General features: G+C 58.5%; 16 protein-coding genes. 10 read left to right on the plus strand and 6 right to left on the minus strand.

Annotated elements, in window-relative coordinates:
• Nucleotides 1-66 precede the first annotated feature (66 nt).
• Both ACN9MQ_RS00105 and ACN9MQ_RS00110 read left to right on the plus strand, forming a co-directional pair.
• Nucleotides 67-414 carry a YidH family protein gene (locus tag ACN9MQ_RS00105; protein WP_020882741.1) on the plus strand — a complete coding sequence of 116 codons (348 nt, stop codon included), beginning with the start codon at nucleotides 67-69 and terminating at the stop codon, nucleotides 412-414.
• Nucleotides 404-751: a DUF202 domain-containing protein gene (locus ACN9MQ_RS00110; RefSeq protein WP_014167977.1), complete on the plus strand. Its 348-nt coding sequence runs from the start codon at nucleotides 404-406 to the stop codon at nucleotides 749-751. The genes ACN9MQ_RS00105 and ACN9MQ_RS00110 overlap by 11 nt, the downstream gene beginning before the upstream one ends.
• On the opposite strand, the gene dsdA is transcribed toward ACN9MQ_RS00110, so the two are convergent.
• Both dsdA and dsdX read right to left on the minus strand, forming a co-directional pair.
• A complete protein-coding gene (gene dsdA, locus ACN9MQ_RS00115) occupies nucleotides 735-2027 on the minus strand; it encodes a D-serine ammonia-lyase (protein ID WP_032680040.1) in 1293 nt (430 codons plus the stop codon). The genes ACN9MQ_RS00110 and dsdA overlap by 17 nt on opposite strands.
• Before the next feature lie 17 nt (nucleotides 2028-2044).
• Nucleotides 2045-3382 (minus strand): D-serine transporter DsdX, encoded by a 1338-nt coding sequence (gene dsdX, locus ACN9MQ_RS00120; RefSeq protein ID WP_014167979.1) that lies wholly within the window; start codon nucleotides 3380-3382, stop codon nucleotides 2045-2047.
• Between the two features lie 204 nt (nucleotides 3383-3586).
• Between dsdX and dsdC the strand changes: the two genes are divergently transcribed.
• Both dsdC and ACN9MQ_RS00130 read left to right on the plus strand, forming a co-directional pair.
• On the plus strand, nucleotides 3587-4513 hold the full coding sequence (gene dsdC / locus ACN9MQ_RS00125; protein WP_025206531.1) for a DNA-binding transcriptional regulator DsdC: 927 nt from the start codon (nucleotides 3587-3589) through the stop codon (nucleotides 4511-4513).
• An 85-nt stretch (nucleotides 4514-4598) separates the two neighbouring features.
• On the plus strand, nucleotides 4599-5687 hold the full coding sequence (locus ACN9MQ_RS00130; protein ID WP_244047562.1) for a cellulase family glycosylhydrolase: 1089 nt from the start codon (nucleotides 4599-4601) through the stop codon (nucleotides 5685-5687).
• On the opposite strand, the gene emrD is transcribed toward ACN9MQ_RS00130, so the two are convergent.
• The 4 genes from emrD to tisB all read right to left on the minus strand — a co-directional run bounded on the left by emrD (nucleotide 5590) and on the right by tisB (nucleotide 8446).
• Nucleotides 5590-6774, minus strand: a complete 1185-nt coding sequence (gene emrD, locus ACN9MQ_RS00135; RefSeq protein WP_020882737.1) for a multidrug efflux MFS transporter EmrD — start codon at nucleotides 6772-6774, stop codon at nucleotides 5590-5592. The two genes, ACN9MQ_RS00130 and emrD, sit on opposite strands and share 98 nt — an antisense overlap.
• 175 nt (nucleotides 6775-6949) lie before the next feature.
• Nucleotides 6950-7783: an EamA family transporter gene (locus tag ACN9MQ_RS00140; protein WP_020882736.1), complete on the minus strand. Its 834-nt coding sequence runs from the start codon at nucleotides 7781-7783 to the stop codon at nucleotides 6950-6952.
• A gap of 62 nt (nucleotides 7784-7845) precedes the next feature.
• Nucleotides 7846-8292 carry a GNAT family N-acetyltransferase gene (locus ACN9MQ_RS00145; protein WP_014167984.1) on the minus strand — a complete coding sequence of 149 codons (447 nt, stop codon included), beginning with the start codon at nucleotides 8290-8292 and terminating at the stop codon, nucleotides 7846-7848.
• Nucleotides 8293-8356: 64 nt separating this feature from the next.
• The gene (gene tisB, locus ACN9MQ_RS00150) at nucleotides 8357-8446 is read right to left on the minus strand and encodes a type I toxin-antitoxin system toxin TisB (protein WP_020684667.1); all 90 of its coding nucleotides are present in this window, start codon (nucleotides 8444-8446) and stop codon (nucleotides 8357-8359) included.
• Nucleotides 8447-8972: 526 nt separating this feature from the next.
• Between tisB and ivbL the strand changes: the two genes are divergently transcribed.
• From ivbL to ACN9MQ_RS00180, 6 genes are all read left to right on the plus strand, one after another.
• Nucleotides 8973-9071: an ilvB operon leader peptide IvbL gene (gene ivbL, locus ACN9MQ_RS00155; protein ID WP_071605430.1), complete on the plus strand. Its 99-nt coding sequence runs from the start codon at nucleotides 8973-8975 to the stop codon at nucleotides 9069-9071.
• Nucleotides 9072-9178: 107 nt separating this feature from the next.
• Entirely contained in the window at nucleotides 9179-10867 is a 1689-nt protein-coding gene (gene ilvB, locus ACN9MQ_RS00160) for an acetolactate synthase large subunit (protein ID WP_020882735.1), read from the plus strand.
• Nucleotides 10868-10870: 3 nt separating this feature from the next.
• Complete coding sequence (gene ilvN, locus ACN9MQ_RS00165) at nucleotides 10871-11158, plus strand: acetolactate synthase small subunit (RefSeq protein ID WP_014167986.1); 288 nt, start codon at nucleotides 10871-10873, stop codon at nucleotides 11156-11158.
• A gap of 73 nt (nucleotides 11159-11231) precedes the next feature.
• Nucleotides 11232-11825, plus strand: a complete 594-nt coding sequence (gene uhpA / locus ACN9MQ_RS00170) for a transcriptional regulator UhpA (protein ID WP_014167987.1) — start codon at nucleotides 11232-11234, stop codon at nucleotides 11823-11825.
• Nucleotides 11822-13327 (plus strand): signal transduction histidine-protein kinase/phosphatase UhpB, encoded by a 1506-nt coding sequence (uhpB, locus tag ACN9MQ_RS00175; RefSeq protein ID WP_426021503.1) that lies wholly within the window; start codon nucleotides 11822-11824, stop codon nucleotides 13325-13327. Before uhpA ends, uhpB begins: the two co-directional genes overlap by 4 nt.
• Nucleotides 13320-14639, plus strand: coding sequence for an MFS transporter (locus ACN9MQ_RS00180; RefSeq protein WP_014167989.1), 1320 nt, complete (start codon nucleotides 13320-13322; stop codon nucleotides 14637-14639). The genes uhpB and ACN9MQ_RS00180 overlap by 8 nt, the downstream gene beginning before the upstream one ends.
• Nucleotides 14640-14674: the final 35 nt, after the last annotated feature.

Below are 14674 nucleotides of genomic sequence, written 5' to 3' on the forward strand. Positions count from 1 at the left end.
CCGGTCTCCTTGTCCTTGTCGATTTACGCTATGCTGGAACCTGCCTGTAGCAGACAAGGAATCTTCATGAAAATTTCCCGCCTCGGTGAAGCCCCTGACTACCGCTTCTCGCTGGCTAATGAGCGTACGTTCCTCGCATGGATCCGCACCGCGTTGGGCTTTCTCGCCGCAGGTGTGGGGCTTGACCAGCTCGCGCCTGATTTTGCCACGCCGCTGATCCGTGAAGTGCTGGCGTTGCTGCTGTGCCTGTTTGCCGGCGTGCTGGCCATTTACGGCTACCTGCGCTGGCTGCGTAACGAAAAGGCGATGCGGCTCAAGCAGGATCTCCCCTATACGCGTGGGTTACTCATCATCAGCATGATTTTGCTGGCGGTAGCGGGCGTGGTGATGGTGCTGGTGTTGTATGGTGGATAACCGCAAAGCGCGACGCGAAGCCGACCCCGGCCTGCAGCCGGAGCGGACGTCGCTGGCCTGGCTGCGTACGTTACTGGGGTATGGCGCGCTGATTGCCCTCGCCATCAAGCACAACTGGCATCGCACAGGCGTGCCATTCTGGATCTCACTGGTCGTGCTGGCGCTTGTGGCGATCGTTTTGTGGCGCTATACCCGCAGTCGCAACGTAATGGATGTGACGCAGGACGATTTTGTACAGCCGAAGGCGGTGCGCGATAAGTTCCTGATCGCCCTCGCGGTGCTGTCGTTGTCACTGCTGTTTGCGGTCACCCATCTGCAGTTTATTTTTTCCCTTTAGCCAGGTACTTCGCCATCTCGTCTTCCGGCACCATTCCGCCGCCGGTTGCCCAGACCAGATGGGTCGCGTTCGCGGATGCGACAGGAACACGCAGCGGCCCGGCCATGCCCGCCAGCGCCGACGGCTCAAGGCGAATGCCTTCTTCCTGCGCCAGCCAGCCGAGCATGTCGTACATGCTTTGATCGGAAAGGGTATAGAACCCGTCAAGCAGCCGCTCCATCGCCCGGCCCACAAAGCCAGACGCGCGTCCAACCGCCAGCCCGTCGGCGGCCGTCACGTTGTCGATACCCAGATCCTGCACGGCGATGGCATCATGCAGCCCGGTGTAGACGCCCAGCAGCATGCACGGGGAGTGCGTCGGCTCGGCGAAGAAACAGTGTACGTTGTCGCCAAAGGCCAGCTTCAGGCCAAACGCCACGCCGCCAGGGCCGCCACCGACGCCACAGGGCAAATAGACGTACAGCGGATGTTCCGCATCCACCACGCGGCCCTGCGCAGCAAACTGCGCTTTTAGCCGCTCGCCTGCCACCGCATAGCCGAGGAACAGCGTGCGGGAGTTCTCATCGTCGATAAAGAAACAGTTCGGATCGCTCTCCGCGGCCTTACGTCCTTGCTCCACCGCCACGCCGTAATCCTGCTCATATTCCACGACGATCACACCGTGACTACGCAGTTTGGCTTTTTTCCACTCACGGGCATCGGCAGACATGTGCACCGTAACCTGAAAGCCGATGCGCGCGCTCATGATGCCAATGGACATCCCGAGGTTGCCGGTGGATCCCACCGCGATACTGTACTGGCTGAAGAACGCTTTAAAACGCGGTTCCAGCAGGATGCTGTAATCGTCTTCGACGCTCAGCAACCCTGCTTCCAGCGCCAGTTTTTCGGCGTGAGTCAGCACTTCATAGATGCCCCCGCGCGCTTTGATGGAGCCAGAGATAGGCAGATGACTGTCTTTTTTCAGCAGCAGCGTGCCGGGAATGGCCACCCCCGATTCGTTCTCCAGCCTTTTCTGCATCGCCGGGATAGCCACCAGCTCGGACTCGATAATCCCCTGTGTGGCCGCCGTTTCGGGGAACGCTTTTGCCAGATACGGCGCAAAGCGGTTAAGGCGTGCATGCGCATCGTCCACATCGGCTTTGCTCAGCCCGACATACGGCAACCCTTCAGCAAGCGAGGTGGTGCGCGGGTTTAGCCAGGTGGTCTCTTTCAGGGCAATCAGATCCTCAATCAGAGGGAACTGTGCGGTTAAGGTGCTGATAGTTGCGTTTTCCATAGTACGTCTCTTCGCGCTCAGATAATGAAAGAAAGCAGGAATGTGCTGCCAAGTGCAAGTACCGAGGCGATAAACGTCGCCGTCGTATAGTACTTCAGGGTCTCGTTCAGGCTGGCACCGCAGTACTGCTTCACCAGCCAGAAGAGGGAATCGGTCACGATCGTGCAGCCAATGGCACCGGAACCGATGGCAATGGTGATGATCTCCGGACTGACGTTGGGATAGAGCGGCAGCATGGGTGCGACGATGGCAGTTGCGCCCATCATCGCCACCGTGGCCGACCCCACCGCCGCGTGCAGAACCAGCGCCACCAGCCACGCGAGCAGGATCGGGTGCATATTCAGGTTCGACAGAATGTGCGCCAGGGTATCGGCCAGGCCGCTGGTTTTGAGGATGGCGTTAAACGCGCCGCCCGCGCCGATAATCAACAGAATGTTGGCGATGGCGCCAAAGCCGTGCTCGGTATGGGTCAGCATCGTACCCATCCCCATATGCTGGCGCAGCCCCAGCAGGTAATAGGCGACGAACACGGCGATGAACATGGCGGTGATCGGGTTACCGATAAATTCCAGCAGCGTATACAGCGTGCCTTCTCTTGCCATATTCAGCTCGGCGAGGGTCTTCACCAGCATCAGGCCAATGGGCAGCAGCACGGTAAACAGCGTGGCTCCCAGCGAGGGCAGCGTATGTTCTTCACGAACGTTGAGGTCAGAAAATTCAGCCGGGACGGCTTTGAAGGGCAGGCGATCGCCCAGCAATTTCAGGAACAGCGGGCCGCCAACCAGCGAGGCCAGCAGGCCAACCATCAGACCGTAGACGATAACCGTCCCCACGTCCGCCCCCAGTTTATTCGTGACAAACAGGGCCGCCGGGTGCGGCGGAACCACGCAGTGCACCGCCATCAGCGCGGTACAGAGGGGAATGGCCAGCTTCAGCAGCGAGGTATGGGTCTTTTTGGCGATGGAGAAGGCCAGCGGGATCAGCAGGACGACGCCGACTTCAACAAACAGCGTAATGCCGCAGATAAGCCCCACCAGTACCATGATGACATCGGCTGACAGCCAGCGGCAACGCTGAAGCGCTATCCCAATGCGTTCTGCCGCACCGGACACCTCCATCATTTTGCCGAGGATGGTGCCAAGCCCGATCACCGCCGCCAGGAAGCCGAGCGTGCCGCCAATACCGCTTTCAATGGCATTCACCATGTCCAGCGGGCGCATTCCCATCATGGCACCGACAAAAAAGCTCGCCAGCAGCAGCGCCAGGAACGGGTGAAACTTCAGTTTTACGATAGTTAATACGATTAACGCGATGCTGATGAGCAGCGTCGCCACAACCCAGACCTGAGCACCCATATCTCACCTCACCCTTATGTTATTTACGGGTATTGGACGAAAAATCAGCGGGTGCTGACAAACGATATAAATTGCCTTTCAGATGAGCCAGATTGGATCAAACGCGTGACTGGACTCAAAAAAGCGCACTTAATGCGTGTTTGGTTCACATAAATTCAACTTTGAGCGGTATCCTGAGCAGCAAAAGTCTGTGTGAGAAGTGCGATGAATGACGCAAATGAAGGCCGAAACCGGCTGTTAAACGGCTGGCAGCTGTCAAAAATGTATACGTTTGAAGTGGCCGCCCGCCACGAGTCCTTCGCGCTGGCGGCGGAGGAGCTGTCGCTCAGCCCCAGTGCGGTGAGCCACCGTATCAACCTGCTGGAAGAGGAATTAGGGATAGCGCTGTTTGTCCGCTCCCACCGTAAAGTGGAGCTGACGCAGGAGGGTAAACGCGTCTACTGGACGCTGAAATCGTCGCTGGATACGTTGAACCAGGAGATCCTGGATATCAAGAACCAGGCGCTGTCCGGTACGTTGACGGTTTACTCTCGTCCGTCGATTGCCCAGTGCTGGCTGGTGCCCATGCTCGGGGATTTCACCCGGCGTTATCCCGCGATCTCGCTGACCATCCTGACCGGCAATGAAAACGTCAATATGCAGCGAACCGGTATCGATCTGGCGCTCTATTTCGACGATACGCCGCCAGCCAATTTGACGCATCACTTCCTGATGGACGAGGCGATTTTACCCGTCTGCTCGCCGGCGTATGCCCGGGAGCATGACCTGCTGAAAAATCCCGCCCACCTCAGCCACTGTACGCTCCTGCACGATCGCCAGGCCTGGAGCAACGATTCCGGTACCGACGAATGGCTCAGCTGGGCGGCACATTTTGCAGTGAACATGCCATCATCATCGGGCATTGGCTTCGATCGTTCTGATTTAGCGATTGTCGCGGCAATGAACCATGTCGGGGTCGCGATGGGGCGAAAACGGCTGGTACAAAAGCGGCTCGAACGCGGTGAGTTGATTGCACCGTTTGGGGAGAAAACGCTTAAATGCCATCAGCATTACTACATGTCGACCCTGCCAGGACGACAGTGGCCGAAAATTGATGCCTTTATTAGCTGGCTGAGAGAACTGGCTGGCTGAAGAATTATTACGCTTTGGCGCTACACCAAATGTGAAAAAGCGTGCTAAATACAGGTAATGCTTTTGATTTCTCGCAAGGTACACCGTGTTAAAGCCTTTGATTGCCACTGCGTTACTGTTCTCTTCCGGCTGGGTGATTGCCGCTGAGCCCCCGCTGACGGCTGCGCTTTATGCGCAAAAGCTGGGCGTGGGGATGGACGTAGACTGGGCGCGCACCGAGCGCGGCATTCGGGAGTTCGATCCGCTGGTGGTTCGCGATTTTCGTGCGAAGGGTATCAGCCATGTGCGTATCCGCGTGGCCGATGAACCGACGGAGGCGCGGCTGATTCATCTGCGTAAGCTGGTGGAAGCCTGCGAGCAATACGGGGTGATCCCGATTATCGCTTATCAGGCCGATGAATATAAAAACGACCCGAAAGCCGAGACGGAAAAAGAGGTGATTAACTGGTGGATTGCCGTGGCGCACTACTTCGGCCAAAGCTATCCCCTGCTGGGTTTTGACCTGATTTATGAACCGGCGGACAAGCTCAACCATAACGCCGCGTCACTTAACCGGGTTTACGAGAAAACTGTCAAAGACATTCATGCAATTGATGCTAATCGCATGATCTTCATCGCGCCACGTCTGCGGGCTGCGCCAGAGGATCTCCCCAGCCTGAAACTCCCGGCGCACAGCCAAAATTATCTGCTGGCGGAGTGGCACATTTTCCCGTGGGGTCCGCTAAAGAGTAACGGTAAATATCCTTGGACGTCCGGGACGGTGGCGGAGAAAGCGGCTATCCATAATCGCATTGCGACCGCGCTGCACTGGCAGCAAAAAACCGGTCACGTCAGCTGGGTGGGCGGCTGGGGCGTGGGTGAATCAACTCACTTCACCCCCACCGCATCGCAAATGGCGTTTGCCTCGTTTATGGCCTGCGAACTGCAAAAGGCCAAAGTTCCCTACGCTATCAACGCGGATATTCAGTTTTACGACGGGGAAGAGGGTGCCTGGCGTCCTGCACCAGAGCCGCTGCTGCAGGCCATGATCGCGCCTGTTTGTGAAAAGCCCGGCGAGAAGCCGGGCCATCATGCGGTTAAACCGGCTGCTCGTGATGGGGAACACGCGACGCCAGCGGCAGCCAGCACAGTAAAATCAGCAGCCCCATCAGCGTCATCAGCAACCCCAGACTAGCCTGGCCAGTTTGCGGCATCATCGCCGAGAGCCAGGCCAGCGCGCCGGAACCGATGTTCTGCAGTCCCCCCACCAGTGCGCCCGCCGTGCCTGCGAGGAACGGGAACGGCTCCATTGCGCCGCTGGTGGCGAGCGGGAACAGCATCCCCGCGCCGAAGAAGAACAGCGCCGCCGGGATCAGCAGCGTCCAGACGGTCATCACGCCAAACAGCCCCGGGATCCACATCATCAGACCTGCCAGCAGGCAGCTGATCACCGACTGCCACATCAGCGTTGAGAAACGCTTGTTCTGACGGCCGGCAAACCAGGCACCAAAGAACGCGGCCGGGATGGGCAGAATAAACAGGATACTGACCACCATGCTGCTCAGGCCAAGCCCGGCACCCAGCAGCACGCCGGAGCAGGCTTCAAACACGGCAATACCCGCCAGGCCACCAACCAGCATCAGCAGATAACAGGTAAACGCGCCGTTGCCGAACAGCGTTTTATAGCTGGTGATAAGGCGGGTGCGTGGCGCGTCCGTTGGCCGGGTTTCCGGCATCCACCGCGCCATGCTGAAGGTCACAATTACGCACAGCACCAGCAGGAAAGCGTAGCAGGCACGCCAGGACCACATCGTATCGAGCAGGCCACCAATCAGCGGCGCCAGCAGCGGGCTCACCAGAATCCCCATATTTAACAAACTGTTGGCATGGCGGAGCTGGGTGCCCTGATAGAGATCGCGTGGCAGGGTTCGCGCCATCACCCCTCCGACGCCGGTGCCGACACCCTGCAGGGCGCTGGCGGCAATCAATATGGTCAGGTTATGGGTAGTAATGGCAATCACCGTCGCCACCATGAAAATGGACATACCGACCAGAATCACCGGGCGACGCCCGACGCGGTCAGACAGCGGTCCATAGAACAGCTGCGAAACGCCATAGGTCAGCAGATAAGCTGCCATTACGCTCTGTACTGCGCCCTCGCGGACGTTAAGTTCCTTTGCCATATCGGCGATCGCCGGAATGTAGATGGTTTGCGCCATCTGACCGACGGCCACCAGTAACACCAGCATCAACAATAAGTTAACGTTCCTGTGTTTTTTCATGTCGCTGAATACTTTTGCCAAAAGAGAGAAATAAAGAATAAGTGACTACGCATTCCCATAAATGCGCGAGGAATCTACCACAGAGAGATGACAAATTAAGCATTCCTGTGATGAATGTCAGAAGGGATAAAGGCAGGATTTGTAAACAAGATCGGCAACTAATGTTGCCAGTGATTTATGCCAGGCGCAGCAGGATCGCCCCGCCCGCAATTCCCACTGCGGCCGCGATACGCAGGCCCGCAACCTTCTCTTTTAACAGCACAAATGCGATCAGCGCCCCGAAGAGAATGGATGTTTCACGCAGGGCGGCGACCACGGCCAGCGGAGCCTGGGTCATCGCCCAGAGCGCCAGGCCGTAAGAGCCCATGGTGCCGATACCCCCGAGCAGCCCTTTTTTCCAGTGCGTACGCAGGTATCTGGAAGCTTCGCGTCGGCGTGCCATCATCGCCCAGAAGAGCAGGCAGAAGCCATTCATAAAGAAGGTCCACAGCGTATAGCCCAGCGCGGTGTCTGATAACCGCACGCCGGTGCCGTCGACCAGCGTATACCCGGCGATAAAGCAGGCGTTGAGCAGTGCAAGCCAGACCCCCTTACGCGACGTCATGCGGCCGTTCATGGCCATAGCCAGAATCGACAGGCAGATCACGGCGATGCCGGACCACGCGAGCCATGACAGGCTATCTCCCAGCACCAGCACGCTTATCAATGCCACCAGCAGCGGTGCCGTACCGCGCATCAGCGGATAGGTCTGGCTCATATCGGAGACCTGGTAGGTCTTTGCAACCAGCACCGTGTACACCACCTGCAGCGCGCAGGAGACCCCTAAAAACGGCCAGCTGGCAGCAGACGGCTGTGGGGAGAAGGGCAGTAATACCAGGGCGATAAACGCGGCGGAACCGCTAACACTGATTGCTGAATAGAGCTTGTCTGTACCGGCTTTAACAATGGCGTTCCAGCTGGCATGCAGCAGCGCGGCGAACAGTAAAATGCAGAAGACGGTAATGGTCATGGCGTATCTGGCGGTGAATTGTCACTCAACTGTAACATTCGCAACCTGATGCTGCCAGCCGGTCACACCGCGCAAAACAGACGGTGTGTGACCCGTGGTTCATCCGAGACCAGCGTAAAGCCCGCCTGATGATAAAACCCGTATGCAGCGTCCGGCGCGTGGGTGTTGAGAAAATCAAACCAGATGCTGGCATCGGCCATTACCACAGTCAGAAGCTGCTTACCAATGCCCAGCCCGCGGCACTTCTCGCTGACGTAGAGATGACGAATGCGGCCGGCGCGCGGCTGCTGGCTGAAGGGATCGCGGTTAAGACCGCATACGCCCACCAGCTTGCCGTTCAAAAAGGCGCCCAGCAGCTTTTCACCCGGTGCGTTAAAACGGTTTTCACCGCGCTGCCAGTTCTCTTCCAGCCGGCGCAGCATGTTGAAATTCGATGCGATACTTTCGGCCTTTAAGGCGATATAGCCTGGTTCTTCTGGCGTGACAGGCTCAATTAACAGACGCGACATAGCATTCCCTCGTTATTAAAGAGGGGCGGTTGCCCGCCCCTCTCAGGTGCGACTTGAACCTGAATCACCGAAGGTATTTCAGGACAGCATCAAGTAGTTGCAGTACAGCAACAATGAGTTTGAGGATAAGTATCACCATATCCACTACGCTCATACGCGTCTCCTTTTGGTTAAAAGGAGCACGATGCTGGCGTACCTTTCCGCCGCCTGTGACCAGCACCTGGATTGACGTAACACAGTGTGCTCACTTCAGGGGGTTAAGGCACTGACGGCACCACCCGTTTCAGCCAGGACTTCGTTGCGCCGGTAGAACTGCGGCCCCCTCGCTCACTGCGAACACCCTCAGTATAGATAAGTACTGTATGCATGAACAGTATTTTTTTGGACAAAATTCAGAAGGCGGTCCATACTCAAAAACGTCAAAATCCGTGCCTGAATTGCGCGTTCGTCTTCGATCGCGTATACTTTTTGCGTTGACGTAACACAGTGTGTTCTGCGGCGACCAACCGCAAAACCTCTGAAAAAAAACCTCGCTCAGGCGAGGTTTTTTGTTTTCTGCACGCAACAAACGAAACGTGATCTTCGACGCATTTTTGCGCAGATGAAAATATTTCCATTGTCATGCCCGAAAAGCTGTGTTTGTATAAATTCTATCAATAGATTCCAAACACAGGTCCCCAATGACAGCATCCATGTTCACCTCGACCCTACTAGCAACTGCGCAACCAGCCGCAGTGGTCGTCGTGCGTGTGGTGGTGGTCGTCGGCAATGCGCCGTAGGGACTGGATCAACACACGAATCCAAAACCCCGCCGGCGCAAACCGGGCGGGGTTTTTCGTTTAAGGACCCTCCCCGGAAAGTCGGCTCAGAAGAAAAGGACTGGAGCATGGCAAGTTCGGGCACAACATCCACCAAAACGCGTTTCACGGGCGCGCAGTTAATCGTTCATTTGCTGGAACGACAGGGCATCACCACGGTTGCGGGGATCCCGGGCGGCACGGTGCTGCCGCTGTATGATGCGTTAAGCCAAAGCACGCAGATTCGTCACGTTCTGGCGCGTCACGAGCAGGGTGCGGGTTTCATCGCTCAGGGTATGGCGCGTACGCAGGGCAAACCCGCGGTCTGTATGGCCTGCAGTGGCCCGGGTGCGACTAACCTGGTCACCGCTATCGCCGACGCGCGCCTGGACTCAATTCCACTGATCTGCATCACCGGCCAGGTGCCGTCCTCCATGATCGGTACCGATGCGTTTCAGGAAGTGGATACCTACGGCATCTCTATCCCCATCACTAAACATAACTATTTAGTTCGCGATATCGCCGAGCTTCCTCAGGTTATCAGCGATGCGTTTCGTATTGCGCAATCCGGCCGTCCCGGCCCGGTGTGGATAGACATTCCTAAGGATGTTCAGACCGCAGAGATCGAGATTGACGTGCTGCCGGAGCCGGGTGAACGTGCGCCAGCGCCGCAGTTCAGCGCAGAGAGCGTGCAGGCTGCAGCGGCGATGATTAACGCCGCCAGACGCCCGGTGCTTTATCTGGGTGGCGGGGCGATTAATGCCTCCGACGCGGTACGCCAGCTCGCAGAGAAAGCCAGCCTGCCCACCACCATGACCCTGATGGCGCTGGGTATGTTGCCAAAAGCGCACCCGCTGTCGCTGGGTATGCTGGGGATGCACGGCGCGCGCAGCACGAACTACATTCTGCAAGAAGCGGATTTGCTGATTGTTCTGGGTGCACGTTTTGATGACCGGGCGATTGGCAAGACCGAGCAGTTCTGCCCGAACGCCAAAATCATTCATGTGGATATCGACCGTGCCGAGCTGGGTAAAATCAAGCAGCCGCACGTGGCGATTCAGGGTGATGTTGCCGAGGTGCTGGCGCAGTTGATTCCGCAAACGGACGCTTCCGATCGCGCCGACTGGCGTCAGCTGGTTGCCGATCTGCAAAAAGAGTTCCCGGGCGCTATCCCAACCGAGGGGGACCCGCTGAGCCATTACGGGCTGATTAACGCGGTGGCCGCCTGCGTTGATGACAGCGCGATTATCACCACCGACGTGGGTCAGCACCAGATGTGGACCGCCCAGGCCTACCCGTTGAACCGTCCGCGTCAGTGGCTGACCTCGGGTGGGCTGGGGACCATGGGCTTTGGCCTGCCGGCGGCAGTGGGCGCGGCGCTGGCCAATCCCGATCGCAAGGTGATCTGCTTCTCCGGTGACGGTAGCCTGATGATGAACATTCAGGAAATGGCGACGGCAGCCGAAAACCAGTTAGACGTGAAAATCATCCTGATGAACAACCAGGCGCTGGGGCTGGTGCACCAGCAGCAGAGTCTGTTCTATACGCAGGGCGTGTTTGCCGCGACCTATCCAGGAACGATTAACTTTATGCAGATTGCCGCCGGTTTTGGCCTGCATACCTGCGATTTGAACGCCGAAGCGGACCCTCATGCGGCGCTGCAGGCGGCGATTTCTCGTCCTGGCCCGGCGCTGATCCACGTGCGTATCGATCCTGAACAAAAAGTGTACCCGATGGTGCCGCCAGGTGCGGCAAATACTGAGATGGTGGGGGAATAAGCCATGCAGAAACAACATGATAACGTCATTCTGGAACTCACCGTCCGCAACCACCCAGGCGTGATGACGCACGTCTGTGGGCTCTTTGCCCGCCGCGCGTTTAACGTGGAAGGTATCCTTTGTCTGCCCATCCAGGGCAGCGAGCACAGCCGCATCTGGCTACTGGTGAATGACGATCAGCGTCTGGAGCAGATGATTGCGCAGATCGACAAGCTGGAAGATGTCGAGAAAGTGGTGCGCAACCAGTCCGATCCCACCATGTTTAACAAAATTGCGGTGTTCTTCGAGTAAATAGCGCAAAGCTTGAACCCCCACGCGCTTATCGTTAAGGTAAGCGCGTTTTTTAACCCGCCAGGAACGCGCCATGACCACCATCGCCCTTATCGACGACCACCTCATCGTCCGCTCCGGATTTGCCCAGCTGCTGAACCTTGAGCCTGATTTTCAGGTGGTGGCGGAGTTCGGCTCCGGTCGCGAGGCGCTGGCAGGTTTGCCCGGGCGCGGTGTCCAGGTCTGTATCTGCGATATCTCGATGCCGGATCTCTCCGGACTTGAGCTGCTGAGCCAGTTGCCGAAAGGGATGGCGATCGTGATGCTCTCGGTCCATGACAGCCCGGCGTTGGTGGAGCAGGCACTGAACGCAGGCGCACGCGGATTTCTTTCCAAGCGCTGCAGCCCGGACGAACTGATCGCTGCCGTGCGCACGGTCTCCACCGGCGGGTGCTACCTGACGCCGGATATCGCCATCAAGCTGGCGGCAGGGCGACAAGACCCACTCACCCGACGCGAACGTCAGGTGGCAGAAAAACTGGCGCAGGGGATGTCGGTGAAAGAGATTGCCGTGGACCTGGGGCTGTCGCCAAAAACCGTTCACGTTCACCGCGCTAACCTGATGGAAAAACTCGGCGTCAGTAATGACGTTGAACTGGCGCGCCGCATGTTCGACAGCTGGCAATGAACCCGCTGTTTTCACGGCTGATCGCCGTTGCTGCCAGTTTTTCCATTTTCTCCGCCGCCTGGTTCTGCCTGTGGAGCATCAGCCTGCATCTGGTTGAACGCCCGGAGCTGGCGGTGCTGCTTTTCCCGTTTGGCCTGCGTCTGGGGCTGATGCTGCAATGCCCGCGCGGTTTCTGGCCGGTACTGCTGGGCGCCGAATGGCTGATGCTGGTCTGGCTGGCGCAGGAGGTGGCGCTGGCGCACTTGCCTTTACTGCTGACGGGCAGCGTACTCACGCTGATCCCGGTGGCGCTGATCTCCCGTTATCGTCACCAGCGCGACTGGCGCACGCTGCTGCGTCAGGGGGCGGCGCTGATTGCCGCCGCGCTGTTGCAGTCCCTGCCGTGGACCGGCGAGGAGGAGATGCTTAACGCCCTTCTGCTGACGCTGACCGGCGGTCTGACGCTGGCTCCCACCTGCCTGGTTATCTGGCACTACCTCACCAGTACCGTCTGGCAGCCGCTCGGACCGGCGCTGGTCTCTCAGCCGGTAAACTGGCGCGCCCGGCATCTTATCTGGTATCTGCTGCTGTTTGCGATCAGCCTGTGGCTGCAGCTTGGCCTGCCCGATGAGCTGTCGCGCTTTACCCCGTTTTGCCTGGCGTTGCCGATTATTGCCCTTGCGTGGCACTACGGCTGGCAGGGCGCGCTGATTGCCACCCTGATGAACGCTATCGCGCTGATTGCCAGCCAGACCTGGCACGATCACCCCGTCGATTTACTGCTCTCCCTGCTGGCCCAGAGCCTGACCGGGCTGCTGCTGGGGGCCGGGATTCAGCGCCTGCGTGAACTTAACCACTCATTACAAACCGAGCTGGCGCGTAATCGCCGTCTGGCAGAACGCCTGCTGGAAACGGAAGAGAGCGTCCGGCAGGAGGTGGCCCGCGAGTTGCACGATGACATCGGCCAGACCATTACCGCCATTCGCACTCAGGCGGGCATCGTTCAGCGTCTGGCGGCCGAAAACGCTGGCGTAAAGCAGGGCGGGGCACATATCGAACAGCTCTCTCTTGGCGTGTATGACTCGGTGCGGCGACTGCTTGGCAGGCTGCGACCGCGCCAGCTGGACGATCTTACGCTTGAGCAGGCGGTACGGTCTCTGATGCGCGAGATGGAGCTGGAAAGCCGCGGGATCGTCAGCCATCTTGACTGGCGCATCAATGAATCTTTGCTGAGCGAGGGTCAGCGCGTCACGCTGTTCCGCGTCTGTCAGGAAGGGCTGAATAATATTGTTAAGCACGCCAGCGCCAGCGCGGTAATGCTGCAGGGATGGCAACAGGATGAACGCCTGATGCTGGTGATTGAAGATGATGGCTGCGGTCTGCCGCCGGGCTCCGGCCAGCTGGGTTTTGGCCAGGCGGGCATGCGTGAGCGCGTCAAGGCGTTGGGTGGCACCCTGACCATCTCCTGCACCCACGGCACGCGCGTCAGCGTCAGTTTACCGCTGAGGAGTCAGCATGTTTAAAACCCCGGCGAATGCCGCCCCGCTAAACGATAAACGTGAAATTGACGCCCGCTATCGTTACTGGCGTCGCCATATCCTGATCACCATCTGGCTGGGGTATGCGCTTTTTTACTTTACCCGCAAAAGTTTCAACGCCGCCGCGCCGGAAATCCTCGCCAGCGGGGTGATGACACGCACCGATATTGGCCTGCTGGCGACGCTGTTTTACATCACCTACGGCCTGTCGAAGTTCTTCTCCGGTATCGTCAGCGACCGCTCGAATGCCCGTTATTTTATGGGCTCTGGACTCATTGCCACCGGGGTGGTGAACATTCTGTTTGGCTTCTCCACCTCACTCTGGGCCTTTGCGCTGCTGTGGGCGTTGAACGCCTTTTTCCAGGGATGGGGCGCGCCGGTGTGTGCCCGTCTGCTTACCGCCTGGTACTCGCGCAACGAGCGTGGCGGCTGGTGGGCTATCTGGAACACGGCGCATAACGTCGGGGGGGCGCTTATTCCGATGGTGGTCGGGGCGGCGGCGCTGCACTACGGCTGGCGCACGGGAATGATGATTGCCGGCGGGCTGGCGATCGTTGCCGGGCTGTTTCTTTGCTGGCGACTGCGTGACAGGCCACAAACCGTGGGCCTGCCCGCGGTAGGCGACTGGCGGCACGACGAGATGGAAGTCGCTCAACAGCAGGAAGGTGCAGGGCTGACGCGTAAAGAGATCCTCACCAAATATGTGCTGTTAAATCCCTATATCTGGTTACTCTCCCTCTGCTACGTGCTGGTCTACGTGGTGCGTGCGGCGATCAACGACTGGGGCAATCTGTATATGTCCGAAACCCTGGGCGTCGATCTGGTGACCGCCAACTCGGCGGTGACGATGTTCGAGCTGGGCGGCTTTATCGGCGCGCTGGTGGCGGGCTGGGGCTCGGATAAGCTCTTCAACGGTAACCGCGGGCCGATGAACCTGATCTTCGCCGCCGGGATTTTACTTTCCGTTGGTTCGCTATGGCTGATGCCGTTTGCCAGCTACGTGATGCAGGCGGCGTGTTTCTTCACCACCGGCTTTTTCGTCTTTGGCCCGCAGATGCTGATCGGCATGGCGGCGGCGGAGTGTTCACACAAAGACGCCGCGGGAGCAGCCACGGGCTTTGTCGGGCTGTTTGCTTATCTTGGCGCTTCGCTCTCCGGCTGGCCGCTGGCGCGGGTGATCGACGTCTGGCACTGGAGCGGTTTCTTCGCCGTGATCGCCATCGCGGCAGGAATTTCGGCCCTGCTGCTGCTGCCGTTCCTGCATGCGCAGGCGCCGCGCGAGGCACACGAAGCGTGATGTGCTTCACCTTTTCATCCCGAATGGCGCAAAAC

Source organism: Enterobacter sp. R-25 (genome assembly GCF_049913205.1).
Lineage (GTDB): Bacteria > Pseudomonadota > Gammaproteobacteria > Enterobacterales > Enterobacteriaceae > Enterobacter > Enterobacter ludwigii.

What these genes read in the sequence shown, in the direction of transcription:
- dsdX (WP_014167979.1), bottom strand. Translation starts at nt 3,382, where the DNA reads ATGGGTGCTCAGGTCTGGGTTGTGGCGACGCTGCTCATCAGCATCGCG.
- dsdA (WP_032680040.1), bottom strand. Translation starts at nt 2,027, where the DNA reads ATGGAAAACGCAACTATCAGCACCTTAACCGCACAGTTCCCTCTGATT.
- ACN9MQ_RS00180 (WP_014167989.1), top strand. Translation starts at nt 13,320, where the DNA reads ATGTTTAAAACCCCGGCGAATGCCGCCCCGCTAAACGATAAACGTGAA.
- ivbL (WP_071605430.1), top strand. Translation starts at nt 8,973, where the DNA reads ATGACAGCATCCATGTTCACCTCGACCCTACTAGCAACTGCGCAACCA.
- tisB (WP_020684667.1), bottom strand. Translation starts at nt 8,446, where the DNA reads ATGAGCGTAGTGGATATGGTGATACTTATCCTCAAACTCATTGTTGCT.
- ilvB (WP_020882735.1), top strand. Translation starts at nt 9,179, where the DNA reads ATGGCAAGTTCGGGCACAACATCCACCAAAACGCGTTTCACGGGCGCG.
- emrD (WP_020882737.1), bottom strand. Translation starts at nt 6,774, where the DNA reads ATGAAAAAACACAGGAACGTTAACTTATTGTTGATGCTGGTGTTACTG.
- ilvN (WP_014167986.1), top strand. Translation starts at nt 10,871, where the DNA reads ATGCAGAAACAACATGATAACGTCATTCTGGAACTCACCGTCCGCAAC.
- uhpA (WP_014167987.1), top strand. Translation starts at nt 11,232, where the DNA reads ATGACCACCATCGCCCTTATCGACGACCACCTCATCGTCCGCTCCGGA.
- ACN9MQ_RS00110 (WP_014167977.1), top strand. Translation starts at nt 404, where the DNA reads ATGGTGGATAACCGCAAAGCGCGACGCGAAGCCGACCCCGGCCTGCAG.
- ACN9MQ_RS00140 (WP_020882736.1), bottom strand. Translation starts at nt 7,783, where the DNA reads ATGACCATTACCGTCTTCTGCATTTTACTGTTCGCCGCGCTGCTGCAT.
- dsdC (WP_025206531.1), top strand. Translation starts at nt 3,587, where the DNA reads ATGAATGACGCAAATGAAGGCCGAAACCGGCTGTTAAACGGCTGGCAG.
- ACN9MQ_RS00105 (WP_020882741.1), top strand. Translation starts at nt 67, where the DNA reads ATGAAAATTTCCCGCCTCGGTGAAGCCCCTGACTACCGCTTCTCGCTG.
- uhpB (WP_426021503.1), top strand. Translation starts at nt 11,822, where the DNA reads ATGAACCCGCTGTTTTCACGGCTGATCGCCGTTGCTGCCAGTTTTTCC.
- ACN9MQ_RS00145 (WP_014167984.1), bottom strand. Translation starts at nt 8,292, where the DNA reads ATGTCGCGTCTGTTAATTGAGCCTGTCACGCCAGAAGAACCAGGCTAT.